The sequence below is a fragment of the Enterobacter sp. C3_dUdeg genome (assembly GCF_057536195.1).
The window spans coordinates 308447-332485 of sequence record NZ_BAAKFX010000002.1; the positions used below are offsets into that span (position 1 = coordinate 308447).

At 56.6% G+C, this 24039-nt stretch carries 20 protein-coding genes and 1 pseudogene; 12 read left to right on the top strand and 9 right to left on the bottom strand.

Annotated elements, in window-relative coordinates; all coding sequences use genetic code 11:
- Positions 1–7: 7 nt before the first annotated feature.
- Both priC and rsmS read left to right on the top strand, forming a co-directional pair.
- On the top strand, positions 8–535 hold the full coding sequence (priC, locus tag AC27FC_RS09110) for a primosomal replication protein N'' (RefSeq protein WP_064673431.1): 528 nt from the start codon (positions 8–10) through the stop codon (positions 533–535).
- Between the two features lie 14 nt (positions 536–549).
- Positions 550–748, top strand: a pseudogene (rsmS, locus tag AC27FC_RS09115) (pleiotropic regulatory protein RsmS).
- Positions 749–759: 11 nt separating this feature from the next.
- Here the strand turns inward: rsmS and mscK are convergent.
- On the bottom strand, positions 760–4107 hold the full coding sequence (gene mscK / locus AC27FC_RS09120) for a mechanosensitive channel MscK (RefSeq protein WP_094934745.1): 3348 nt from the start codon (positions 4105–4107) through the stop codon (positions 760–762).
- Between the two features lie 113 nt (positions 4108–4220).
- Positions 4221–4874 (bottom strand): multidrug efflux transporter transcriptional repressor AcrR, encoded by a 654-nt coding sequence (gene acrR, locus AC27FC_RS09125; protein WP_033144791.1) that lies wholly within the window; start codon positions 4872–4874, stop codon positions 4221–4223.
- Positions 4875–5015: 141 nt separating this feature from the next.
- On the opposite strand from acrR, the gene acrA reads away from it, so the two are divergent.
- The 6 genes from acrA (at position 5016) to AC27FC_RS09155 (ending at position 11852) form a co-directional block, all read left to right on the top strand.
- Positions 5016–6209 (top strand): multidrug efflux RND transporter periplasmic adaptor subunit AcrA, encoded by a 1194-nt coding sequence (gene acrA, locus AC27FC_RS09130; protein WP_029741963.1) that lies wholly within the window; start codon positions 5016–5018, stop codon positions 6207–6209.
- Between the two features lie 22 nt (positions 6210–6231).
- Positions 6232–9378 (top strand): multidrug efflux RND transporter permease subunit AcrB, encoded by a 3147-nt coding sequence (gene acrB, locus AC27FC_RS09135; protein WP_029741964.1) that lies wholly within the window; start codon positions 6232–6234, stop codon positions 9376–9378.
- Positions 9379–9889: 511 nt separating this feature from the next.
- Positions 9890–10264, top strand: coding sequence for an Hha toxicity modulator TomB (gene tomB / locus AC27FC_RS09140; protein WP_008499288.1), 375 nt, complete (start codon positions 9890–9892; stop codon positions 10262–10264).
- Positions 10265–10291: 27 nt separating this feature from the next.
- Positions 10292–10510, top strand: coding sequence for an HHA domain-containing protein (locus tag AC27FC_RS09145; protein ID WP_008499287.1), 219 nt, complete (start codon positions 10292–10294; stop codon positions 10508–10510).
- Between the two features lie 205 nt (positions 10511–10715).
- Positions 10716–11267 carry a maltose O-acetyltransferase gene (gene maa / locus AC27FC_RS09150; RefSeq protein WP_047061252.1) on the top strand — a complete coding sequence of 184 codons (552 nt, stop codon included), beginning with the start codon at positions 10716–10718 and terminating at the stop codon, positions 11265–11267.
- A gap of 117 nt (positions 11268–11384) precedes the next feature.
- Positions 11385–11852, top strand: a complete 468-nt coding sequence (locus tag AC27FC_RS09155; protein ID WP_045400719.1) for a YlaC family protein — start codon at positions 11385–11387, stop codon at positions 11850–11852.
- On the opposite strand, the gene pdxR is transcribed toward AC27FC_RS09155, so the two are convergent.
- Entirely contained in the window at positions 11824–13284 is a 1461-nt protein-coding gene (gene pdxR / locus AC27FC_RS09160) for a MocR-like pyridoxine biosynthesis transcription factor PdxR (protein WP_094934746.1), read from the bottom strand. The two genes, AC27FC_RS09155 and pdxR, sit on opposite strands and share 29 nt — an antisense overlap.
- Positions 13285–13385: 101 nt before the next feature.
- Between pdxR and AC27FC_RS09165 the strand changes: the two genes are divergently transcribed.
- Positions 13386–14096 (top strand): GNAT family N-acetyltransferase, encoded by a 711-nt coding sequence (locus tag AC27FC_RS09165; RefSeq protein ID WP_087822105.1) that lies wholly within the window; start codon positions 13386–13388, stop codon positions 14094–14096.
- Here the strand turns inward: AC27FC_RS09165 and ykgO are convergent.
- Positions 14093–14233, bottom strand: a complete 141-nt coding sequence (gene ykgO / locus AC27FC_RS09170) for a type B 50S ribosomal protein L36 (protein ID WP_003859006.1) — start codon at positions 14231–14233, stop codon at positions 14093–14095. The genes AC27FC_RS09165 and ykgO overlap by 4 nt on opposite strands.
- 2 nt (positions 14234–14235) lie before the next feature.
- The gene (locus AC27FC_RS09175; RefSeq protein WP_045356432.1) at positions 14236–14496 is read right to left on the bottom strand and encodes a type B 50S ribosomal protein L31; all 261 of its coding nucleotides are present in this window, start codon (positions 14494–14496) and stop codon (positions 14236–14238) included.
- 219 nt (positions 14497–14715) lie between these two features.
- On the opposite strand from AC27FC_RS09175, the gene AC27FC_RS09180 reads away from it, so the two are divergent.
- Entirely contained in the window at positions 14716–16281 is a 1566-nt protein-coding gene (locus AC27FC_RS09180; protein WP_069303748.1) for an EAL domain-containing protein, read from the top strand.
- Here the strand turns inward: AC27FC_RS09180 and AC27FC_RS09185 are convergent.
- A complete protein-coding gene (locus AC27FC_RS09185; protein WP_023310594.1) occupies positions 16274–16546 on the bottom strand; it encodes a metal-sensing transcriptional repressor in 273 nt (90 codons plus the stop codon). The two genes, AC27FC_RS09180 and AC27FC_RS09185, sit on opposite strands and share 8 nt — an antisense overlap.
- Before the next feature lie 134 nt (positions 16547–16680).
- Between AC27FC_RS09185 and AC27FC_RS09190 the strand changes: the two genes are divergently transcribed.
- A complete protein-coding gene (locus AC27FC_RS09190; RefSeq protein WP_196354752.1) occupies positions 16681–17520 on the top strand; it encodes a nickel/cobalt efflux protein RcnA in 840 nt (279 codons plus the stop codon).
- A 35-nt stretch (positions 17521–17555) separates the two neighbouring features.
- On the opposite strand, the gene AC27FC_RS09195 is transcribed toward AC27FC_RS09190, so the two are convergent.
- From AC27FC_RS09195 to yczE, 3 genes are all read right to left on the bottom strand, one after another.
- On the bottom strand, positions 17556–20648 hold the full coding sequence (locus AC27FC_RS09195; protein ID WP_487160046.1) for a beta-galactosidase: 3093 nt from the start codon (positions 20646–20648) through the stop codon (positions 17556–17558).
- A 102-nt stretch (positions 20649–20750) separates the two neighbouring features.
- A complete protein-coding gene (locus AC27FC_RS09200; protein ID WP_094934749.1) occupies positions 20751–21821 on the bottom strand; it encodes a LacI family DNA-binding transcriptional regulator in 1071 nt (356 codons plus the stop codon).
- Positions 21822–21898: 77 nt separating this feature from the next.
- A complete protein-coding gene (gene yczE, locus AC27FC_RS09205; protein WP_094934750.1) occupies positions 21899–22510 on the bottom strand; it encodes a membrane protein YczE in 612 nt (203 codons plus the stop codon).
- Positions 22511–22596: 86 nt separating this feature from the next.
- Between yczE and yczR the strand changes: the two genes are divergently transcribed.
- On the top strand, positions 22597–24018 hold the full coding sequence (gene yczR / locus AC27FC_RS09210) for a MocR-like transcription factor YczR (protein WP_196354754.1): 1422 nt from the start codon (positions 22597–22599) through the stop codon (positions 24016–24018).
- The last annotated feature ends 21 nt before the right edge of the window (positions 24019–24039 follow it).

The following is a 24039-nucleotide window of genomic DNA, read 5'->3' on the forward strand; positions in this document are numbered from 1 at the left end:
GAGCGCCTTGAAAACAGCACTGCTTCTTGAGAGGCTGCAAAATCAGCTTATTGTTCTGCGGGAGCAGGCTACACCGCTGATGGGCCACGCCACGCTGAAACCGCGCTTTGACCGGCAGCTTTTTCGTACCCGCAGCACCGTCATTCAGGATTACCTGGCGGAAGCGCAGACCAACCTCGACGAGCTTCGCCATGCGGTTGAGAGTGAACAGCAGGAACAGGTGGCGTGGCTCGCAGAGCATCTCACAGAGCAGATCACCGCTCTGCATCGCGAAATCGCCGCCTGGCCGCTGCGCGCCTGGGACAGCGCCTCGCCGGGGCTCGGTAAATGGCAGCGCAAGCGGCTGGAGAACCAGGAGTTTGAGCGCAGGCTGTTTGAGATGAAGCGCGAGCGCGAGACGCGGCTAAACAACAGCGAGACGCTGGAAGAGCAGCAGCTATTGATGCGCGAGATTAGCGCGCTGGAAGGACGTATCGTCCGCTGCCGTCAGGCGCGGGACGAGATTGAGCGCGTCATTGAACGTTTGACCCGTTAACAGGAGCCACACCCATGTCACTGGAAAATGCACCCGATGAGGTCAAGCTGGCCGTCGATTTGATTATGCTTCTCGAGAATCATGAGATCCCCGCCGAGACGGTGCTTAAGGCGCTGGAGATTGTGCGGCGGGATTTTGAAGGTAAATTACCCTCACCCCAGCCCTCTCCCTGAGGGAGAGGGGGAAAATCGCTCCCTCGCCCCTGAGGGCTGAGAGAAAATAGATTAAGCAGGCGTAGGATCGTCACCCTTAATGTCGCGCTTCACTTCCGTATGCTCATCACCTTTCTCGTTACGCAGGTGAACCTCAAGCTGGTTGAAGGCGATATTAATATCGTTTTCACGGCACAGACGATCGATAGAACGGTTGAGTTCATCCACCGTGTAGCTGCGGTCACGCAGCTCGCGCACGTATAAACGCAGCTCGTGATCCAGCGTGCTCGGCCCAAAGGTGGTGAAGAAGACCGCCGGAGCCGGATCGTGCATCACTTTCGGGTGTTCTGACGCCGCCTTGAGCAGCACCTCTTTCACCTTCTCCAGATCCGATCCATAGGCTACGCCCAGGCGGATCACCACGCGCGTCACCGTATCGGAAAGCGACCAGTTGATCAGGCGCTCGGTCACGAACGCTTTGTTCGGGATGATCACCTCTTTGCGATCGAAGTCGGTGATGGTGGTGGCACGAATACGGATCTTGCTGACCGTACCGGAGAAGGTGCCGATGGTAACGGTATCGCCGATTCGTACCGGACGTTCGAACAGGATGATCAGGCCGGACACGAAGTTACCGAAGATCTCCTGCAGGCCAAAACCAAGACCGACCGAGAGGGCGGCCGCCAGCCACTGCAGTTTATCCCACGAGACGCCAAGCGAGCCAAAGACCGTCATCGCCCCGACAATAATGATCACGTAGTTGAGGATCGTGGTAATGGCGTAGGACGCCCCCTGGCGGAGATTCAGACGTGACAGGAGCAACACTTCAAGCAGGCCTGGCAGGTTGCGAATCAGCGCCCAGGCCACCACCGACGACACCAGCGCAAACAGCAGGCTGCCCATGGTCACGCTTTTCATGACCGCCGCGCCCGCTTCGGTACCGTTGTATTGCCAGAGGGTAATACTGTCGAGATAGGCGAAAACGGTAATAAGATCGGACCAGATAGCCCAGAACATCACCGCAAACAGGGCGATCATCACCAGCATGGTGATGCGCAGCGTCTGCTGGTTAACCTGCTCCAGGGCAATGGTCGGCTCTTCCTGAGGCTCCGCGCCTTCGGCCCCCTCTTTCACCTGATGCTGACGACGCGCGATAGCACGGCGATAGGCGATGCGGCGGGCCGCCACGCTCAGGCCGCGCAGCACGGTCTGATAGAGCAGGTTCCAGACGATCACCAGATAGACCGTTTCAATCCAGCGCCCGGACAGGCGCAGCGTGGTATAGAAGTAGCCCGTTGCCGTCAGCACCATTAGCGCCAGCGGAATGATCGCCAGCACCGTCACGGTGGCCAGGCGAATATTGTGGGACTCTTTATCACGCCAGCTGTCGCGGCACATCGGCCACATCAGGATCGCAATCAGCAGCAGGTTCAGCAGAATGACCAGCTGGCCCAGCACGTCATCCATCAGGTGCAGCGGAGAAAGCTCAGAGACAACCGACCAGAAGTGCAGCGGCAGGAGCGCCAGGCTGATGCGCACAATCTGACGACGCCAGTGGCTGGTCAGCTGCGCAGGCATGTTGAAATGACGCACCGCCACGCCGTCTTTTTCCAGCACCTTCCAGCACACGCCAAAGACCAGCCAGAACAGCGCCAGTTTTTTACTGAACGCCCACAGCAGGTCGCTGACGTTGAGCTGCATCGTGAGCAGAATCAGGCCCACGGCCAGAATAATCAGGCACACCGGCAGGGCGCGGATGAGATCGATCAGAATCGCTTTTGGCGTATGGAGCTGGCTATCGTTGCGCAGCTGACCCACTTCGGAGGCCAGCTTCGCCTGGTATTTTTTCAGCCAGCCCAGACGCCAGCGGATCAGGCCGGCAATCAGCAGCAGCGGTAATCCAGCCAGCAGGGCAATCGTCACCGCAGGCCAGGCTTTCTCCCAGTTTACGGTGACCTTCATGCTCTTAATTTGCGTTTTCAGCGTCTCCGGGAAGGATTTGACCCAGTCCCAGTCCATCGGCTTGTTGCTGTTCACCCAGAAAATCTGCTGGGTCAGGATCTCCTGCAGACTTTTCGAGACGCTCACCAGCTGCTGCTGGTTGATTTGCAGGTTAATGGCCATCATCAGCTGGTTGCCCAGCTGTTTGTTGAGCTGGTCCAGCAGCTCGCGACGCATATCGACGACCTGGAGCAGCGCGTCATGCACTTCCGGGTTCACGTCGCTGGAATGCCCCTCTTCAATTTTGGCGACAAAGGCATCGCTCTGGAAAAGGGCATCGCGCTGCTGGTTGACGTCAAACTGTTCCAGACGTAAATCCGCAATGCGGTTGGTCATGTCCTCCAGCTCATCGGCGGACGGGAGCGTCTGCTGCTGCTGGTAGAGAATACGCGACAGCAGGAGGCTGCCCTTCAGGACCGCGATCTGCTCTTTGATGTTGCGTTCAGCCTGCAGCGCGCGATCCAGCCAGTTCTTCACTTTGATATTTTGCTGAACCAGCGAGTTGCCGTTTTCCGTCGCCAGTATCAGGCGCTGGCTAAGCTGGTGGTTGGCCTCGAGCTCCTGTTTCACCAGCGGATTCGCCTGAATGCGGGCAGTTTCATCAGGCGATACGGCCTCCTGGGCGGTTTTTTCCGTCAGGGTCAGGCGTTTGCTGTTGACCGCCTCCTGCAACAGCTGAAGCTGGTGTTCCAGGCGGTTAATATTCGCGGTGACGTAATCACGCTGTTTCTGAAGCGTGTCCTGCAGCACCGTATTCCCTTCCAGGCTTTTACGCTGCTGTTCGATTTGCGCATTAAGCAAGGTCTGCTGTACCAGCAGCAGGGTTTGCTGCGTCGGGCGCAGCGTGCCTTCGCCTACCGTCGTGCCGTTCAGACGGTTGCGGATCTGCTGCAGCTGCTGAGACGCGGCGTACATCGCGTTTTGCACGCGCTCGGGCTGGGTCTGCAGCGAGACAAGCTGGCTGTTATAGGTGGCGAGATCCGACTGCGCGGTTTGCAGGTCGTCGAGCAGTTGCGCGACGCGGGACTCCAGCTGGCGTAAAGAGAGCGTCGAGAGCGTCTTGCGCGTCTCGTCGTCGTTATCCACATCGCTGAGGGCATTCAGCGCGTCGGTGGCCTTACGCATGTTTTCAGGCGCCTGCGCCACCTTCTGGCGAAGCTGGACGGTTTCCGCTTTGATGCGTTCAATTTTATCCAGCGTTTCCAGCGTTTCAGTCAGATCCTGCTGGACGAGTTTATCCTGAGGGGAGAGATCTTTTTGTTTATTCAGCGTGTCGAGCTGCGACTGAACATCGCTGCGCGAGGGAATATCGTTGCTGTTATCGGCGCGGGCCCAGGTCAGCGGCGCCGTGGCGAAGAAAAACAGCATCGCAAAGAGCAATGCAAAAACAGGATGTTGCGAGCGATTGATGGGCAGCATAGTTGTGAATGATGTCAGAAGATGACCGAAAATAGTCCGGCGTGAAGAATATCACGCTCGCTGAAAGCAGAATAGCGCGAACGTTATCCTCTGAGATAAATCCTGGAAAGGGCTCAGGCCGTTAGCGAAGGCGCGTCGCTGCGCAGCGTGGGGCAGAGCTGTAGCATTTCCAGTAAAATCGCCACGTAGCTGCGGGCTTCCTCTTTGAGGTCAAAGGATTGCGGCGAGAAAAGCCAGTTTTCCATCAGACCTGAAATGTAGCTGCGCATCAGGATTGCCGCCCGTCGGGTCAAGAGATTGGCCGGTAAGAGTTTTGCCTGCATACACAGGTTCAGATTCTGTTCAATACGATCATAGCTCTCCAGGCTAAGGCTGCGTTGCGCCTGCTGCACCACCGCCATCTCGCCCACGAACTCGCATTTATGAAAAATAATCTCCATCATTAATCTGCGACGTTCTTCAACTACCGTTGCTTCAAGGATATATACTAATATTTCTCTCAATACTGAGAGTGGATCGTCAGGGAATTTTGCCCGATACTCACTCTCGAGATCGCTAATGCTGGACTCTGAAAGCTCCCAGATTTCACTGAACAGATCTGACTTATCTTTAAAATGCCAGTAAATCGCTCCTCGCGTCACACCGGCAGCCTGAGCAATCTGCGCCAGCGAGGTGGATGAAACACCCTGCTGCGAGAACAAACGTATTGCCACATCCAGAATGTGTTGTCGGGTTTCCAGCGCTTGTTGTTTAGTTTTTCGTGCCATAGGTGGGTGAATTTACAGGAGTCAGATTTACATACATTTGTGAATGTATGTACCATAGCATGACGATAATATAAACGCAGCAATGGGTTTTTAGACTCAGGACCCTTGATCAATTTGAAATCGGACACTCGAGGTTTACATATGAACAAAAACAGAGGGTTAACGCCTCTGGCGGTCGTTCTGATGCTCTCAGGCAGCTTAGCGCTAACAGGATGTGACGACAAACCAGCTCAACAAGGAGCTCAGCAGGCGCCAGAAGTAGGCGTCGTGACGCTCAAATCTGAACCTCTACAAATCACCACCGAATTACCAGGCCGTACCAATGCTTACCGCATTGCGGAAGTGCGTCCTCAGGTCAGCGGCATTATCCTGAAGCGTAACTTCACCGAAGGTGGTGATGTGAAAGCCGGTGAGTCTCTGTATCAGATTGATCCAGCAACCTATCAGGCCTCTTATGAAAGTGCGAAAGGCGACCTGGCGAAAGCACAAGCCGCGGCCAAAATTGCTCAGCTGACGTTGAACCGCTACCAAAAGCTGCTCGGTACCAAGTACATCAGCCAACAGGATTACGATACCGCTCTGGCCGATGCACAGCAGGCTAACGCGGCCGTGGTGGCAGCCAAAGCGGCCGTCGAAACCGCGCGCATTAACCTGGCCTATACCAAAGTGACCTCCCCTATCAGCGGTCGTATTGGTAAATCTTCCGTCACGGAAGGGGCGCTGGTGCAGAACGGTCAGACCAATGCGCTGGCAACCGTGCAGCAGCTTGATCCGATCTACGTTGACGTGACGCAGTCCAGCAACGATTTCCTGCGCCTGAAACAGGAGCTGGCTAACGGCACCCTGAAACAGGAAAACGGCAAAGCCAAGGTGGAGCTGATTACCAACGACGGTATTAAGTTCCCGCAGGAAGGTACCCTGGAATTCTCTGACGTGACGGTCGACCAGACTACCGGTTCCATCACCTTACGTGCGATTTTCCCGAACCCTGACAAAAATCTGCTGCCAGGTATGTTCGTTCGCGCGCGTCTGGAAGAAGGAACGAATCCAACCGCACTTCTGGTTCCACAGCAGGGTGTGACCCGTACGCCACGCGGCGATGCGAGCGCGCTGGTTGTTGGGGCTGATGACAAAGTCGAAACGCGCAATATCACCGCCACTCAGGCGATTGGCGATAAATGGCTGGTGACGGAAGGTCTGAAAGATGGCGATCGCGTGATTGTTACTGGTTTGCAAAAAGTTCGTCCTGGCGCGCAGGTTAAAGCACAGGAAGTGAAATCTGACGATAAACAACAAGCTTCGGCCGCTGGCCAGTCAGAACAAACCAAGTCTTAACTTAAACAGGAGCCGTTAAGACATGCCTAATTTCTTTATCGATCGCCCCATATTTGCGTGGGTGATCGCCATAATCATCATGCTGGCCGGGGGACTTGCGATCCTGAAGCTGCCTGTCGCGCAATATCCAACGATTGCGCCACCGGCGGTGACAATTTCCGCAACCTACCCGGGGGCTGATGCGAAAACGGTGCAGGACACCGTCACCCAGGTTATCGAACAGAACATGAACGGTATCGATAACCTGATGTACATGTCCTCAAACAGTGACTCCACCGGTACGGTGCAGATCACCCTGACCTTCCAGTCAGGTACGGATGCTGACATTGCGCAGGTTCAGGTGCAGAACAAACTGCAGCTGGCAATGCCTTTGCTGCCGCAGGAAGTACAACAGCAGGGTGTGAGCGTCGAGAAATCGTCCAGTAGCTTCCTGATGGTTGTCGGCGTTATCAACACCAACGGCACCATGACGCAGGAGGATATTTCCGACTACGTGGGCGCCAACATGAAGGACGCCATCAGCCGTACTTCCGGTGTGGGTGACGTGCAGCTGTTCGGTTCCCAGTACGCGATGCGTATCTGGATGGATCCGAACAAGCTGAACAACTTCCAGCTGACGCCGGTTGACGTGATCAGCGCGATTAAAGCGCAGAACGCCCAGGTAGCGGCCGGTCAGTTAGGCGGTACGCCGCCGGTGAAAGGCCAGCAGCTTAACGCCTCGATCATCGCGCAGACCCGTCTGACCTCTGCTGATGAATTCAGCAAAATTCTGCTGAAGGTGAATCAGGACGGTTCGCAGGTTCGCCTGCGCGACGTGGCGAAAGTTGAGCTGGGCGGTGAGAACTACGACATCATCGCGAAGTTTAACGGTAAACCGGCTTCCGGTCTGGGTATCAAACTGGCGACCGGCGCTAACGCCCTGGACACCGCCACGGCGATCCGCGCAGAGCTGAAGAAGATGGAACCGTTCTTCCCGTCAGGTCTGAAAATCGTTTACCCGTACGACACCACGCCGTTCGTCAAAATCTCGATTCATGAAGTGGTTAAGACGCTGGTTGAGGCGATCATCCTGGTATTCCTGGTGATGTACCTGTTCCTGCAAAACTTCCGCGCGACGCTTATCCCAACGATTGCCGTGCCGGTGGTATTGCTCGGGACCTTTGCGATCCTGTCGATATTCGGCTACTCGATAAACACCCTGACGATGTTCGGGATGGTGCTCGCCATCGGCCTGCTGGTGGATGACGCCATCGTCGTGGTCGAGAACGTCGAACGCGTGATGGCGGAAGAAGGTTTGCCGCCGAAGGAAGCGACCCGTAAATCAATGGGCCAGATCCAGGGCGCGCTGGTCGGTATCGCGATGGTACTGTCTGCGGTATTTATCCCGATGGCCTTCTTCGGAGGCTCTACCGGTGCGATTTACCGTCAGTTCTCCATTACCATCGTTTCCGCGATGGCGCTGTCGGTGCTGGTCGCGTTGATCCTGACTCCTGCCCTGTGTGCCACCATGCTGAAGCCAATTCAGAAAGGCGGTCACGGCGAGCACAAAGGGTTCTTCGGCTGGTTTAACCGCATGTTCGATAAGAGCACGCACCACTACACCGACAGCGTGGGCAACATCCTGCGCAGCACCGGTCGTTACCTGCTGCTCTATATCATCATCGTGGTGGGCATGGCTTTCCTGTTCGTCCGTCTGCCAAGCTCGTTCCTGCCAGATGAAGACCAGGGCGTGTTCCTGACGATGGCACAGCTTCCGGCGGGTGCCTCGCAAGAGCGTACCCAGAAAGTGCTGGATGAAGTGACGGACTACTATCTCACCAAAGAGAAAGACAACGTTGAGTCCGTGTTTGCGGTTAACGGCTTTGGCTTTGCGGGTCGTGGTCAGAACACCGGTATTGCCTTCGTTTCTCTGAAAGACTGGTCTGAACGTCCGGGCGAAAAGAACAAGGTTGAAGCCATCACTGGTCGTGCAATGGGCACCTTCTCGCAGATTAAAGATGCGATGGTCTTTGCCTTTAACCTGCCAGCGATTGTTGAACTGGGTACCGCGACCGGCTTCGACTTCCAGCTGATTGACCAGGGCGGTCTGGGTCACGAGAAACTGACGCAGGCGCGTAACCAGCTGTTTGGTGAAGTCGCTAAACACCCTGACCTGCTGGTTGGCGTGCGTCCAAACGGCCTGGAAGATACGCCGCAGTACAAGATCGATATCGACCAGGAGAAAGCCCAGGCGCTGGGCGTATCCATCAGTGACATCAACACCACGCTGGGCGCTGCCTGGGGCGGTAGCTACGTTAACGACTTCATCGACCGCGGTCGTGTGAAGAAAGTGTACGTGATGTCCGAGGCGCAGTACCGTATGTTGCCTAACGATATCAACAGCTGGTTCGTGCGCGGCAGCAATGGTCAGATGGTACCGTTCTCGGCGTTCTCAACCTCACGCTGGGAATACGGTTCGCCGCGTCTGGAACGCTATAACGGTCTGCCATCGATGGAGATCCTGGGTCAGGCTGCTCCGGGCCGAAGCACCGGTGAAGCCATGAACCTGATGGAAGAACTGGCAAGCAAACTGCCTGCGGGTATCGGCTATGACTGGACCGGTATGTCCTATCAGGAACGTCTGTCCGGTAACCAGGCTCCAGCCCTGTACGCCATTTCACTGATTGTGGTCTTCCTGTGTCTGGCGGCACTGTACGAGAGCTGGTCGATTCCGTTCTCCGTTATGCTGGTGGTTCCGCTCGGGGTTATCGGTGCGCTGCTTGCGGCAACGTTCCGTGGACTGACCAACGACGTTTACTTCCAGGTAGGCCTGCTGACAACCATTGGCTTGTCGGCGAAGAACGCGATACTTATCGTTGAATTCGCCAAAGATCTGATGGAGAAAGAAGGCAAAGGTCTTATTGAGGCGACGCTTGAAGCGGTTCGTATGCGTCTGCGCCCAATCCTGATGACGTCGCTGGCGTTCATCCTCGGCGTACTGCCGCTGGTTATCAGCTCCGGTGCGGGCTCCGGCGCGCAGAACGCGGTAGGTACAGGCGTGATGGGCGGTATGGTTACCGCGACCGTACTGGCTATCTTCTTCGTACCGGTGTTCTTCGTGGTGGTTCGCCGCCGCTTTAGCCGCAAGAATGAAGATGTTGAACACAGTCATTCGGTAGAACCTCACTGATACCGGTTCCACATGATAAAAAGGCCGCATTAGCGGCCTTTTTCATTTTCAGAAAAAATCATAAATTACGCTTATTGTGGCTCTATTTATTTTCTGCCATCTTAAATAGACATATCATAATTAACTGATACCTTAATCGGTGAATTCAGGATTTTTTTAATTTCATTTCCCCGCTTAAGATATTAGGAATATTCCTAATAAGATGTTCTTACAAAGATAAGTCTGAATCTGAACTTTTCTCATCATTTTTGCTAAGCCGATGAAACGTAAGGAAGCGATAAAACCCCGTCGTTAATTTGGATAAAAACGTTGAGTCCAGGGTGACCATTTGCGTACACGCTCCCAGCCTGCGGTTTTTATTTGTAATTTTTCGTAATAGCGCGGTGAAATCCAGGAAGGAGTGGCTTATAGTTAGGTTATCAGGAACACAGCACTCATGTAGCTAAGTCAGTTGTATCCATCCCGACAATGATGTTCGGTGAGTAAGAAATCACTCAGAAGGGGATGCGCTATGGACGAGTACTCGCCAAAAAGGCATGATATCGCGCAGTTGAAATTTCTCTGCGAATCCTTGTACCATGACTGCCTTGCCAATCTTGATGAAAGTAACCATGGCTGGGTAAACGACCCAACGTCTGCCATCAATTTACAGTTGAATGAGCTGATAGAGCATATCGCAACCTTCGCACTTAATTATAAAATTAAGTACAATGAAGATAATAAGCTCATTGAGCAAATTGATGAATACCTGGACGACACCTTTATGTTGTTCAGCAGTTACGGCATTAACGCTCAGGATTTGCAAAAATGGCGTAAATCGGGAAATCGGCTATTCCGCTGTTTCGTCAACGTGAGCAGAGCTAACCCGGTGAGTCTTTCCTGTTAAAATTATTACAATTACTAAGGTGAATTTATGTCTGATAAACCACTCACAAAAATCGATTATTTGATGCGCTTACGACGTTGTCAGTCAATTGACACGCTTGAGCGCGTCATTGAAAAGAATAAATACGAGCTTTCTGATAATGAACTGGCGGTATTTTATTCAGCCGCTGACCATCGTCTTGCTGAACTGACAATGAATAAACTGTATGACAAAATCCCTACTTCTGTGTGGAAATTTGTCCGTTAATCTTTGAAGGGTGTCTGTAGAGTTCTACGCCTCGTTCTGAGTATTTACCTGTCCCGTTATGCTCCCTGTGCCCAGGCCAGGTCTCCGTGTAAAACGTGTTCATCAGCAGCAATGTTGTGACGTCAGTCACATCGGCTTTTCGGGAACGTTCCCCTTCTGGCCTGTTCCGATTACCCTTCGGTAATAACATCCAGAGAGGTTTCCAATGAGCTTAGAAAAACAGAAAATGATTGCCGGTGAACATTACCGCCCCGGCGATGAGACGTTACGGGCTGACCGACTGCACGCCCGCCATCTGGTTTACCGCTATAACCACACCGCGCCTGATGAAAAAACAGAACGCCAGAACATTCTGGCGGAACTTCTGGGACAAAGCGCAGGCGCTTATATTGAGCCGAGCTTCCGCTGCGACTACGGATATAACATTTATCTGGGCAAAAACTTTTACGCTAACTTCGACTGCGTGATGCTGGATGTCTGCCCTGTTCATATTGGCGATAACTGTATGCTCGCACCGGGTGTTCATATTTATACGGCTACCCATCCCCTGGACGCGGAAGAACGAAACAGCGGCGTGGAGTTTGGAAAACCCGTCAATATTGGCAATAACGTCTGGATTGGCGGCAGGGCTGTCATTAACCCTGGCGTCACCATTGGTGATAATGTGGTCGTGGCCTCCGGCGCCGTCGTGACGAAAGACGTCCCGGCTAACGTCGTCGTTGGCGGCAATCCGGCAAAAATCATCAAAACGCTGTGAGGTTGCGGGGAGTCAACTGTTATAGTCTTTTAGCGCCAGACTGTTACTTTTTTCAGCCTGATGGCTCCCCTAAAATTGGCAGACCCCCTGTATTGTCAACTCTTATGAAGGCAAAAAATGACCGAGATACAGCGCCTGCTTACCGCCACCATCGACGATCTTAACCTCCGCGAAAAGCGCGACAATCGCCCGCGCTTTAGCATTAGCTTTATTCGCAAACATCCTGGACTGTTTGTCGCCATGTATGCCGCCTGGCTGGCGACGCTTGTTGTGATGCTGAAGTCCGAAACGCTGGTGGACTCCGTCTGGCTGCTGGTTGTACTGTTTGTCGTCTTTAACGCCTTTTTCTTTTTCGACGTGAATCCGCGCTACCGTTACGAAGATATCGACGTGCTCGATTTTCGGGTCTGCTATAACGGCGAATGGTACAACACGCGTTACGTGCCAGAAGAGCTGATCGAGAACATTATGCACTCTCCGGCGGTTGAAGCCGGGCAAAAAGAGAAGCTGCAGAAAATGGTCTCCACCAAAGGTCAGCTCTCTTTCTATGATGTTTTTACCCTTTCCCGCCCTGCTGCTGCGTAATTAACGCCTGCAGGCGTCGGATCCCCGGCGCAAACTGAGAAGCAGAGGTATTGCCGTAACCTAAAACCAGACCGGTTTGCCCCTGCTTCGCCTCCAGGTAGTACCCGCTCAGCGCAGCGGGTGCCAGCTGAAACGCCCTCGCCTGCTCCACCAGCTTCTGGTCGTCAATACCGTCTATCGCCAGCGTCAGATGCATTCCCCCTTCGCCTGCCAGAATGCGGTGCGGAGAATAAAGCTCTGCGCCCAGCACCTCACGCAGCTGGCGGTAGCGTTTACGGTAGAGCCGACGCATGGCGGCAAGATGACGGGCGTAATGACCTTCTTCAATAAACAGCGCCAGGGTACGCTGCTCCGCACGATGCCCTCCGCGCAACAGCGAGCCGATAGCCGGGCGAGCCGCTTTCGCCAGCGCTGGCGGTAAAACCATAAACCCCATTCTGAGCGAGGGAAACAGCGTTTTACTGAACGTCCCCAGATACACAACGAGCGCATTGTTGACCATTCCCAGCATCGCCGGTACGGGCTCACCGGCATAGCGGAACTCGCTGTCGTAATCGTCTTCAATGATCCACGCGTTGTGCTGCCGGGCCAGCTCCAGCAGCGCCAGCCGCCGCCGCGCGCTGAGCACACTTCCGTAAGGGAACTGATGCGAAGGTGAGGTAAAAATCATTGAGGGCGCAGGCGCATCCAGCCCTTCCCAGCACATTCCCTCGTCATCAACCGGTATTCCCGTCATTGCCAGGCCAGTTTTAACAAACGCACTCTTTGCCCCGCTATAGCCGGGGTTTTCTACCCAGGCGACATCGCCAGGCTCGCTTAACAGCATCGTGCAGAGGTTGACGCCTTCAAGCGCCCCTTCGGTTATCGCAATCTGGCTGGCGTCGCAGTCGATACCGCGGGACAGGGCGAGATGCCGGGCAATCGCGGCGCGCAGCGACGGCTCGCCGGCCGGGTCGCCATAGCCTAACAGGGCACTCCCCTCCTCGCGCAGGACGCGATCGTACAATCGCCGCCACAGCGGCAAGGGGAAATAGTTAATGGCAGGCGTTCCCGGCGTAAACGCCATCACCGGGGTGTCGCGCGGCACGGGCGCGGGCAGCAGGGCGACCCGTTTTGTCAGACTGACGTCAGGATCCGGCAATGTCCGGGCAATCGTACGATGAGCGAATTGCCCCACCCGCGTTCCCTGACGGTTACGCAGTAAATAACCTTCGAGCGTGAGCTGGTCCAGCGCCGCATTGACGGTGTTTCGGGAAACCGAGATCTGCTGCGCCAGCGTTCGCGAACCGGGCAGCTGGCTGCCGGACCGAAGCCTTCCGCCCAGTATGGCCTCCCGCAAAGCGAGATAGAGCGCGCGCTGAAGCGTCTCCTGCCCACGCTTTTTCAGCGCAGCATGGAGCAAAGTGTAAAACTCATCACCCGGTATATTCATCTTCCCTCCTTGTGGTACCAGAAAAACATAGCCTGGTGGTTCTTTTTAAGGAACCAGCAATTCACTAATCTGGAGATCTTTTCAACGTCATGGAAATAAAGATGAATACATTCAACGAGTTTGGACAGCCTGTAGGCGAAGCCCTTATCGACTGGCAGCCTCGTCAGCACCCGTCCCGGGTGGTCCTTCAGGGTCACTATTGTCGGCTTGAGCCGCTGCGCGTGGAGCATGCCCACGCGTTGTTCTCCGCCTATTCCCTGGCCGAAGATACCCGCAGCTGGACGTGGCTGCTGCGTGAACCCGATGCCACCGCAGAGGAGTTTGCCAACTGGGTGGCGAGCGTAAGTGAGTTATCCGATCCCATCCACTTTACCGTTATGGACAACCGGACCCAGTCTCCTGTCGGGACGCTGTCCCTGATGCGGATCGATCCTAAAAACGGGGTCGTGGAAGTGGGGCACGTTCACTTCTCTCCTCTGTTAAGCCGCACGCCAGGGTCGACAGAAGCGCAGTATCTGCTGATGCGATACGTGTTCGATTCCCTGGGGTACCGGCGTTATGAATGGAAGTGCAATAGCCTGAACGAGCCTTCCCGTAAAGCGGCGCTGCGTCTGGGCTTTCAGTTTGAGGGGCGCTTTCGTCAGGCGCTGGTCATAAAAGGCCGTAACCGAGATACCGACTGGTTTTCGATTCTCGACAAAGAGTGGCCGGCGCTGGCGAGCGCCTTTGAAAGCTGGCTTGCCACCGACAATTTTACCGCCGATGGCAAACAGATTAGATCCCTGGAAAGCTGGCGAGAAACGCGCGTTTAGCGTCTTTTTTTACGTCCCTGAACCGCCTTAAAGCGCGGATTAGATTTGCAAATCACGTATAAGCGTCCCTTGCGTTTGACAATCTGGCAATCCGGGTGGCGCTGCTTTGCACTGCGTAATGAGTTAAGTACCTGCATGATTAGCCCCGCTTCGCATTGAGAAAACCGCCAAAACGCTTGCGGAAGCGCGCTGCGCTGCCGTCCGTGGAGAACGTTTTTTGCTTACCGGTATAAAACGGGTGCGATTTTGAAGAAACCTCGATGGTGATGTACGGATACGTTTCACCGTCGAGTTCAATTTCGCGGTCGGTCCTAATGGTTGAGCCAACTTTAAAGTATTCATTAGCGCTGGTGTCGTGGAATACCACGGTGCGATAGGCTGGGTGGATATCGGGTTTCATCGTAAATCCTTTATGTTTTGTTATAACATAACAAAATAATATCCAGGCGAGGTTGAAAAAACAACCCCTCTCTTCTGACGATAATTTCTCGTATGCCTGAGATAAAATGAAAACCATGCCAACCACGTGCTATAACTATATCATTTCGCGGTAAAATCTTTCTCTTCAGGCAGGGAACTCAATGCCCAGGAACGGGTATACGAGGAAGGACACGACAGCATGAAAACCCGACATCTGGTCAGTCTGGTGACTGGCGTACTTATCTTTTCTGTGCTGGTCCCCATTTGCCTGAGCATCTGGCTGGCCCATCGCCAGGCGGAAGATAAATTCGCCGATGCGCTGGATAACTATGCCTCCCGCGTGCTGGTACGCACCGACAGGGTTGTGGATCAGGCAAAAGAAGCGCTCGATCACCTGCAGGCCTTTGAGGGCGTGCCGTGTAGCCCCTTGCAATTGCGGGAAATGCGCCGGGTCGCTTTCTCGTGGCGATATGTCCAGGAAGTGATTTATATCGACAACCTTCGACCGCTCTGCTCCTCCCTGGAGCAAACCAGCCATGCGTCCCCTTTCCCTCCTCCAATGCGCATTACCGAAGATGGTTACAGCGCGTGGCTGACCACGCAAAACGATCTTGGGTTTAACCGCTACATGACGGTGCTGGGAAAAGGCCACTACCTTGTCATGATCGATCCTGCCTCGCTGGTGGACGTGATCCCTTTCGGCGAGATAGCGATTGATGCCGCCCTGGTAGGAAGCGCAACGCACCGCATATTTGCCAGCAGCAGCAAGCTCGACTCTCATATCCGCGACATGGTTCAGGAGCGGGGTGTGAAAAGCGTGCAGTACAACGGTTCAATGTACGTCATGAAGTCTGTACCTGAGCTTGGGTTTACCGTTGTCGCATGGGCAACGCTCAAACCGCTGGCTGAAACCTGGCACCGGCAGCTTCTTTTCTGGTTACCGTTCGGCATGTTGATAAGCCTGCTCGCCGCACTGTTTGTCCTGCGGATCCTGCGGCGTATCCAGTCGCCGCGCAATCGCCTGCTTGACGCAATTAACAGCCGGGATTTTGTGGTCCACTATCAGCCCATCGTGGCGCTCTGTAGCGGAAAAATTGTGGGCGCTGAGGCGCTAACGCGCTGGCCGCAGCCGGACGGAAGCTGCCTCTCGCCGGATATTTTTGTCCCTCTTGCCGAGCAAACGGGGCTCATCTCGAAGCTGACGCAGTTAGTCATCGAAAAGGTGTTTGAAGATATGGGCCACTGGCTGCAACGCTATCCGGATCAGCATATCTCCATTAACCTCGCCCCTGCCGATTTAACCTCCGGCATCCTGCCGCCTCTGTTGAGCCAGCTCCTGAACAAGTGGCAGATCCACCCCCGGCAAATCGCCCTTGAGCTCACCGAGCGCGGCTTTGCCGATCCCAAAATTAGCGCACCGGCTATCGCCGCATTCCGTCGTTCGGGCCACCCTGTCTATATTGATGATTTTGGCACGGGCTATTCCAGCCTGAGCTATCTGCAGGATCTGGACGTCGATACGCTAAAAATTGATAAATCGTTCGTGGATGCGCTGGAGTATAAAAATGTGACGCCGCACATCATTGAAATAGCGAAGTCGCTGAAGCTGGCGATGGTAGCGGAGGGCGTCGAAACCGCAGGGCAACTCGCCTGGCTACACCGCCACGGCGTGCAGTACGGGCAGGGGTGGTACTACAGCAAAGCGCTGCCAAAAACGGAATTTATTCTCTGGGCAGAAAATAACCTCGGCATGCATTCTACTTAAGATAGGATTTCATCACCCGCAACACCACGCCAAGATCGGCTTCACGCTGCGCTTCTTCAGGCTCTTTCACCACATGATCGGTTAAATGCCCTTCGATCACCTGCATCATCATGCCATTCACCGCCCCGCGGATCGCCGCCAGCTGCTGTAACACCTCGGCGCATTCGTGATCGCTGTTGAGCATTTTTTCCAGCGCGGTGCTCTGCCCCTGAATTTTCTTCAGGCGAGTCAGTAACATCTTCTTGTCGCGAACGGTATGTGACATCTCTGTATCCCTTATTTTTTGGCTTTTAAAGCATACCACGCTCTACTCCCCCTGAGTATTTTTCTACTGGGGGGTAGTATTACGCTACTGGGGGGGAGTAGTATCTCCGCACGCTTTCCACTCCGGAATTTCCCATGACCGATTTTGCTTCACTCCTTCAGCAGGGCAACGCCTGGCTGTTTGTTCCCAGCGCTATCCTGCTCGGTGCGCTACATGGCCTGGAACCGGGCCATTCAAAAACAATGATGGCCGCCTTTATTGTTGCCATCCGAGGCACGCTGAAACAGGCGGTGCTGCTCGGCCTGGCGGCAACGCTCTCCCATACGGCGGTGGTCTGGCTCGTTGCGATGGCGGGATTATGGTTTGGTCGGGGCTGGGATGCACACACGTCCGAACCCTGGTTCCAGCTGATTTCCGGGGTGCTGATCGTTGCGATCGCCCTGTGGATGGCGTGGCGAACCTGGAAAGAAAGCCGGCCGCACGATCGTCATCACCACCACGCCCACCATGACCATGACCATGACCATGACCATGACCATGACCACCATCATAATCATCATCACCACCACGAACACACGCTGGTTGAAGAAGAGTGGCAGGACGCCCACCAGCGCGCTCACGCGCAGGATATTAACCGGCGCTTCAGCGGTCAAAACGTCACCACCGGCCAGATCGTGATGTTTGGCCTGACCGGCGGGCTTATCCCCTGTCCGGCGTCCATCACCGTGCTGCTGATCTGCCTGCAGCTGAAGCATTTCGCCCTCGGCGCGACGCTGGTGTTCAGCTTCAGCATTGGTCTGGCGTTAACGCTGGTCGCTTCCGGCGCGATTGCGGCCTTAAGCCTCAAGCACGCGACCAAACGCTGGCCCGGGTTTAGCGAATTCTCCCGTAAAGCGCCGTGGATCTCCGCTGCGCTGATTACCGTAGTAGGGATTTACATGAGCCTGCATGGCCTGAGCGGCATTCTGGCGTAAGACTGCGGCCACGCTCTGTGGCCGCATCTTCATGGTCAGCTAAGGGTCTGCTGCCAGCTGAAGGTATAGCGAAGCTGGCGTGTCTGCAGGAGGAATTCCGGAGAGACGCTGGGGCTCCAGGAGTCGTCGCCGCCCACGCCCATATGGAACGCATCGAGATTGAGCCAGCATCCCGGCTCTTCGCGCAGCAGATGATGATGGGTTGTCTCACGCAGCTGCTGCTGGCCGTAGCGGCTCACCGAGAAATGGAACCGGCCGTTCAGCTGATGCGTTCCCACCACAAGTTCCCGGGTATCGCAGCGCAAACCATTTTCCGTCGGGAAGATATACGGCGTGTGCATGGCCTCGAGAGGTAATGTCCAGCGCCCCTGCTGCGCCGCCAGCTTTCTGTCCGGGTAGTTTTCATGCGGCCCCAGCCCCAGCCAGTGAACGTTTTCCGGCGTTTCGGCAAGATGAACGCTCAGGCCAACGCGCGCGGGTTCAGGAATATCAGACGCAACATCAATCTGAATATCGCCATGCAGAACGCCCCGATCGTCCACCCGCCAGACTTTACGGCTCATGAACAGGGCTTTGCCGCGATACTCAAGCACGTGCTGGGTTGTGACCACCACGTCGCCTGCGTGCTGCTTTGCCTCACAGTGCAGAACGCGCGAGGTGAGTTCGTACATGCCCGCCGCTTTCCAGCGTTCAACCCAGGCGTTCGGATCGATCTGCGTCGCTTCACTCACGCCAATGTCGTTATCCAGCGGCGCGCGGCTGACGTTATCCGTCAGAGGTGAAAGCAGCGTTTCAACGCCGTTTCGCCACCATTGGGACAGGTTTCCGGTTGCGCGATCGAACTGCCAGCGCTGTTGACGATGGGCGATCTCCAGAATGCGATCGCTTTGCGTTAACACCGGCGGCTCGCCCGCCGGGACTGGCGGAGCAATAAAGAGGGGAGCTGGAAGCGGCCACTGCTCCCACGCGCAGCGATGGTCAGCCGGAGACCACGGCGTTGCCCGCGGCTGGCGTACTTCAACGTTCAGCCAGACCTCACCCGGCACGGCTTTCAGCGCCGGCAGGTCAATCTCCAGACGCTGGGTGCCTTCAGGCGCCATCGAGAGCGTCACCTCGCCCGCGGCCAGCACGTCCCCGTCCCGGGCAACCGTCCAGTTCAGCACTTCGTTATCGGTGTGGCGGAACAGATAGCCGCTTTGCACCTCAATCACCAGCGGAGAGGTGCTGACCCGCGTAAAGGTAAAGAACTGCTGGGCGCGCTGCGCCTCGAACAGCGCCGGGTGCGGCGAGCGATCGGGGAACACCAGCCCGTTAAGACAGAACTGCCGATCGTTCGGCTTATCGCCGAAGTCTCCGCCGTAGGCCCAGAACGCGTTGCCCTTTTCGTCCCGTTTCGTCAGGGCCTGATCGACCCAGTCCCAGACAAACCCACCCTGCAGGCGAGGATGGCTGCGAAACGCTTCCCAGTATTTCGCAAACCCGCCAAAGCTATTTCCCATCGCGTGGGCGTATTCACAGAGGATCAGCGGGCGCGTTTCGTCCGGCATGCCGATCCATTTCTTGATTGACCATTTAGGCACTGCCGGGAAGGGCTGATCCCGATCGACCCGGGCGTACATCGGACAGACAATATCGGTCGCCGCCGTGTTCGCGCCGCCGCCTTCATACTGCACCGGACGCGTAGGATCGGTGGTTTTCAGCCAGCGGTAGAGCGCATCGTGATTCGCGCCGTGGCCCGACTCATTGCCCAGGGACCAGATGATAACCGAGGGATGATTACGATCGCGCTGCACCATGCGGGTCACGCGTTCGCTCATGGCGGGCAGCCAGCGCGGATCGTCAGCAAGGCGGCTCATCGGCACCATGCCGTGCGTTTCGATATTGGCTTCGTCAACGACGTACAGCCCGTAGCGGTCGCAAAGCCGGTACCACAGCGGATGGTTCGGATAGTGCGAGCAGCGCACGGCGTTGAAGTTGTGCTGCTTCATGATTTCGATATCGCGGCGCATGGTCGCTTCGTCCATCACCTGGCCGTTTTCCGGGTGATGCTCGTGCCGGTTAACCCCGCGGATCAGCAGCGGTTTACCGTTAAGCTTCAGCAGGCCATTGCCGATCTCAACGCGGCGGAAGCCCACGTCGCACGCCTCAACCTCCAGCACCTCCCCCTGCGGGTCAAGAAGCGCAATCGTCAGGCGATACAGTTCTGGCGTTTCAGCGCTCCAGAGCGCGGGCTGGTCAACAGGGATCGTCGCCGTTAGCCGCTCTGCCCAGCTGCCGCGCTCGTCGACGATGGCAGATCCTGGCCGCCGGGAAACGCTGGCGCATTTTTCACCCGTGCGCCACAGGGTCATGACCACCTCGCAGTCTGCAAAGCCAGCGCCTGCCAGCGCGACATCCACCTTCAGCACCGCGCGATCCAGCTCCGCATTCAGGTCCGTCACCACGTGATAATCGGCAATCTGCGTCTTGGGTTTATGCAGCAGCGTCACATCGCGGAAGATGCCGCTCATGCGCCACATGTCCTGATCTTCCAGATAGCTGCCGTCGCACCAGCGCAATACCATGACCGCCAGCCGGTTCTGCCCGGGGCGCAAGGCCGCCGAGAGGTCAAATTCGGCGGGCAATCGGCTGTCCTGGGAATAGCCCATCCACTGCCCGTTGCACCAGAGATGGAACGCCGAGTTCACACCGTCGAAGATGATGCGGGTCTGCCCGCTTCGAAGCCAGGCGTCATCCACCTCAAATGTGAGCGAGTAACAACCGGTCGGGTTTTCCTGCGGCACGAAAGGCGGGTTAACGGGAATAGGATAGGTAACATTGGTATAGATGGGCGTGTCGAACCCCTGCATCTGCCAGTTAGACGGCACGGGCATCGCAACGGCATCGGCGCAATCTTCGGTTACCCATGCCTGAGGAACCTGCTCCGGCGCGGTAAAGTAGCTAAACCGCCACACTCCGTTCAGAGTGTGCCTGCTGATGGATCCAGCCTCCTCTCTGGCAGAGGGTTCATTGCGCCAGCTGTGTAACGGCGCGTGTGCGGCCAGACGGTTCCACTGGGTGACGCCAGGATTTTCCCAGTCCCGACGGGCCAGAATGGCGCTGAGGGTCAGCGGTGAAGTGGTGGACATAGTAACCTCTTTGCGAAGCGCTCACAATTTTGGTTAACATGCCCTGGCACCCGGCAACGGTAAAGCGTTCAATCGCGGGGTAGCGAGTCCGATCACAAAGTTTTATTTGCGGGCAATCTGCTCGGCAAGCAGTGCCAGGCTTCTGAGCTGCTGCGCCAGATCCTCGCGTTCGGCCTGCTTAGGGTTGCGCCGTGCGCTGGAATGACGGGTAACCAGCGTCACCGGCAGCTGAACCTGCCGGCACGCTTCGCCCCCGGAAGGCGCCAGCAGCCACTCCACGCTGCGTTCGCCCGCCTCGCGAAACGCCTGACGAATGGTCGTCAGCGGCGGGGAAAACCAGGCGCTGTCGGCCGTATCGTCAAACCCTACCACCGAAAGCTGGCCAGGGATCGCGATCCCTTTTTCCGCGCAGGCGCGCATCACCCCGAGCGCCATCTGATCGTTCGCCACCAGAAGCGCGTCCGGTAATGCCGCCCCCGACAGCAGCACGTGTCCCTTCTCATAACCGCTGGCCGCGCTCCAGTCACCGTAGGCCACAGCCGTCGCGTTAAGACCCGCCTGCGCCAGCGTCGCTTTCCAGCCCGCCAGGCGCGCCCGCGCAGAGACCGAGCTTTCCGGCCCGCTCAGCAGGGCAATGCGCTGATGCCCCAGCGAAAGCAGATGCTCAACGCCCAGACGCGCCCCCTGCTCCGCGTTAAACACGAGGCTGTTTACCCGCGCTGAGGGCGCCACATCGAGGAACAGCACCGGGACGGGCGACGCCAGCGCCCCGAGCTCTTCGGCGTGCGGATCGTCAAGCGGCACATTCACCAGCAGCGCGTCCACCCGCTGTGCCAGCAGCGCCTGAAGCGCGGCCTGACACTGCTGGGGTTGCTCCACCATGGAGATAAGGACGCTCGCCCCCTGTTCCGCCGCACGCGATTTGACTGCCGACACAATTTGCGAAGGCGCGTGCAGGGCCAGGTCGGTGGTGATGAGGCCCAGCGTACGGGTGCGTTTCCCCGCCAGCTGCTGCGCCCGAAGGTTAGGAACGTAGTGCAGCTCCGCCATCGCCTGCTGCACCTTTTCTCGCGTGCGGGCAGACACATGTTCCGCGTCGTTAATGACGCGGGAAACGGTCTGATAAGAAACCCCCGCAAGGAGGGCGACATCATAGAGAGTGATTGCTTTCATGCTTTCTGGCATCGCGATTTTCGAAGCGTCTATTCTGGCACAGCGACGCCGTTAAAACATGTGAGCGCTTCGCAAAATTAAACAACCCGCTCCGGCTGGCGTATTTCCGCAATGCGTGGCTTCTGGCGGAACCAGGGCAGGCAGAGCTGGATAAGCGGGCCAATGGTCAGTGCATACAGTACGGTTCCCACCCCAAACGTGCCGCCAAGCACGCACCCAATCAGCAGAACGGACACCTCAATTGAGGTACGCACGCTGCGAATGGACCAACCCAGTCGGGCGTGAATGCCGGTCATCAGGCCGTCGCGCGGGCCTGGCCCGAAACCGGCCCCGATGTACATGCTGGTCGCAATCGCATTCATCACGATGCCCGACACCAGGAAAGCAATTCGAACGGGTAACGAATCCAGCTCCGGGATAAGCGCCATGCTGGCGTCCGCCGCCAGACCGATACAAATCACGTTGCTGATCGTGCCAAGCCCCGGCATCTGGCGCAGCGGGATCCACAGCAGCAGCACCGCAGCGCCGACTAAAATGATCACCGTCCCGATAGTCATCCCCAGCTGCATCCCCACCCCGAGGTGAAAAACATCCCAGGGATCGACCCCCAAATCGGAACGAATAAACATTGCGGTGGAAAGGCCATACAGTCCTAAACCGACATAGAGTTGTAGCAGACGACGTACCATTTTTATCTTCTCCAGTGAACCAGGCTTTCATCCTGACCTAAAATGGCACTATGATTAATGTCCAGTTTTCAAATAGTGGACTGCATATGTCATCACGTCGCTTCGGAAGCCAGTCTCTGGTACGCCTTTTAGGCCACTGGCAGCAAGCCTCATCCCGCACCCCGCTCTGGCGACAGCTGGCCGACGCGCTGCGTTTGTTAATTCTTGATGGGCGTCTGGCACTGAATACGCGGCTGCCGGGCGAGCGTGAGCTGGCCACGGCGCTGGACGTGAGCCGAACCACCATCAGCAGCGCGCTCGCCCACCTGCGTGAAGAGGGGTACCTTGAAAGCCGCCACGGCAGCGGGTCACGGGTCATTCTCCCTGACACGCGCGCCGTTCCCACCCTTTCCGCGGCGAGCGCCGCACTGGATCTCTCCACTGCCGCCCTGAATGCCGGGCCGGAGATCCATCAGGCTTATGCCCATGCGCTCACGGCCATTACCCCGCATCTCTCGCTGACGGGCTACGATCAGCTGGGGCTACCGACGCTGCGGGAGGCCATCGCTGCGCGCTATACCGCGCGGGGTCTTCCCACCCGCGCAGATGAAGTGATGGTGGTTAATGGCGCCGTCAGCGGCTTTGCGCTGATACTGCGGATGATGACCGGGCCGGGGGACCGCGTCGTGGTCGATCATCCCACCTATCCGCTGGCGATTGCCGCCATTCAGGGGGCGCAGTGTCGGCCAGTCGGGGTGTCGCTGCCGGAAACCGGCTGGGATACGGATGGCTTTGCCGCAACGCTTGCCCAGACGGCGCCGCGTCTGGCCTACCTGATGCCAGATTTTCATAATCCGACCGGGCGCTGTATGGATATCGCCACCCGTCAGGCCATCACGGATATTGCAGCCCAAACCCGCACGGCGCTGGTGGTGGATGAAACGATGGTGGATCTCTGGTTTGATGCGCCTCCCCCGCCACCGCTGGCCGCCTTTAACCCGCAGGCCACCGTCATCACCTTAGGCTCTGCCGGAAAAAGCTTCTGGGGCGGGCTGCGTCTCGGCTGGATCCGCGCCTCATCGCGCACCATCGCCCCCCTTGCCCAGACGCGGGATACTCTGGATTTAGGCTCGCCGCTGCTCGAACAGCTGGCAATGCAGTGGCTCATTAACAACAGCGAGACGTTTCTGCCCGCACGCCGGAAGATGCTGGCGGAACGGCGCGATCGATGCGGTGACCTGCTGCGCGAACATTTCCCGGAGTGGAAATTCCACGAGGCGGAAGGCGGGCTCTCTTACTGGATAGAGCTTCCGGGCATGCTGGCGACACAGCTTGCCGCACGGGCAGAAATAATCGGGATTAACCTGGGAACCGGGACGCGGTTTGGTTTATCGGGGGCGTTTGACCGCTATTTACGGATGCCCTTCTCGCTCGAATCGACAGAGCTTGAGCAGGCGTTGCTGAGGATCAAACCGTTATGGCTCGCCTTGAATAAAAACGTGCCATCGTTAAAACGCAGCGTGATCTAATATTAAAATATTTGAAGCAGA

Excerpts from the sequence above, each read along its gene's own strand:
- mscK (WP_094934745.1), bottom strand. The coding sequence starts at position 4,107 with ATGCTGCCCATCAATCGCTCGCAACATCCTGTTTTTGCATTGCTCTTT.
- acrR (WP_033144791.1), bottom strand. The coding sequence starts at position 4,874 with ATGGCACGAAAAACTAAACAACAAGCGCTGGAAACCCGACAACACATT.
- acrA (WP_029741963.1), top strand. The coding sequence starts at position 5,016 with ATGAACAAAAACAGAGGGTTAACGCCTCTGGCGGTCGTTCTGATGCTC.
- acrB (WP_029741964.1), top strand. The coding sequence starts at position 6,232 with ATGCCTAATTTCTTTATCGATCGCCCCATATTTGCGTGGGTGATCGCC.
- tomB (WP_008499288.1), top strand. The coding sequence starts at position 9,890 with ATGGACGAGTACTCGCCAAAAAGGCATGATATCGCGCAGTTGAAATTT.
- AC27FC_RS09145 (WP_008499287.1), top strand. The coding sequence starts at position 10,292 with ATGTCTGATAAACCACTCACAAAAATCGATTATTTGATGCGCTTACGA.
- maa (WP_047061252.1), top strand. The coding sequence starts at position 10,716 with ATGAGCTTAGAAAAACAGAAAATGATTGCCGGTGAACATTACCGCCCC.
- AC27FC_RS09155 (WP_045400719.1), top strand. The coding sequence starts at position 11,385 with ATGACCGAGATACAGCGCCTGCTTACCGCCACCATCGACGATCTTAAC.
- pdxR (WP_094934746.1), bottom strand. The coding sequence starts at position 13,284 with ATGAATATACCGGGTGATGAGTTTTACACTTTGCTCCATGCTGCGCTG.
- AC27FC_RS09165 (WP_087822105.1), top strand. The coding sequence starts at position 13,386 with ATGAATACATTCAACGAGTTTGGACAGCCTGTAGGCGAAGCCCTTATC.
- ykgO (WP_003859006.1), bottom strand. The coding sequence starts at position 14,233 with ATGCAGGTACTTAACTCATTACGCAGTGCAAAGCAGCGCCACCCGGAT.
- AC27FC_RS09175 (WP_045356432.1), bottom strand. The coding sequence starts at position 14,496 with ATGAAACCCGATATCCACCCAGCCTATCGCACCGTGGTATTCCACGAC.
- AC27FC_RS09180 (WP_069303748.1), top strand. The coding sequence starts at position 14,716 with ATGAAAACCCGACATCTGGTCAGTCTGGTGACTGGCGTACTTATCTTT.
- AC27FC_RS09185 (WP_023310594.1), bottom strand. The coding sequence starts at position 16,546 with ATGTCACATACCGTTCGCGACAAGAAGATGTTACTGACTCGCCTGAAG.
- AC27FC_RS09190 (WP_196354752.1), top strand. The coding sequence starts at position 16,681 with ATGACCGATTTTGCTTCACTCCTTCAGCAGGGCAACGCCTGGCTGTTT.
- AC27FC_RS09195 (WP_487160046.1), bottom strand. The coding sequence starts at position 20,648 with ATGTCCACCACTTCACCGCTGACCCTCAGCGCCATTCTGGCCCGTCGG.
- AC27FC_RS09200 (WP_094934749.1), bottom strand. The coding sequence starts at position 21,821 with ATGAAAGCAATCACTCTCTATGATGTCGCCCTCCTTGCGGGGGTTTCT.
- yczE (WP_094934750.1), bottom strand. The coding sequence starts at position 22,510 with ATGGTACGTCGTCTGCTACAACTCTATGTCGGTTTAGGACTGTATGGC.
- yczR (WP_196354754.1), top strand. The coding sequence starts at position 22,597 with ATGTCATCACGTCGCTTCGGAAGCCAGTCTCTGGTACGCCTTTTAGGC.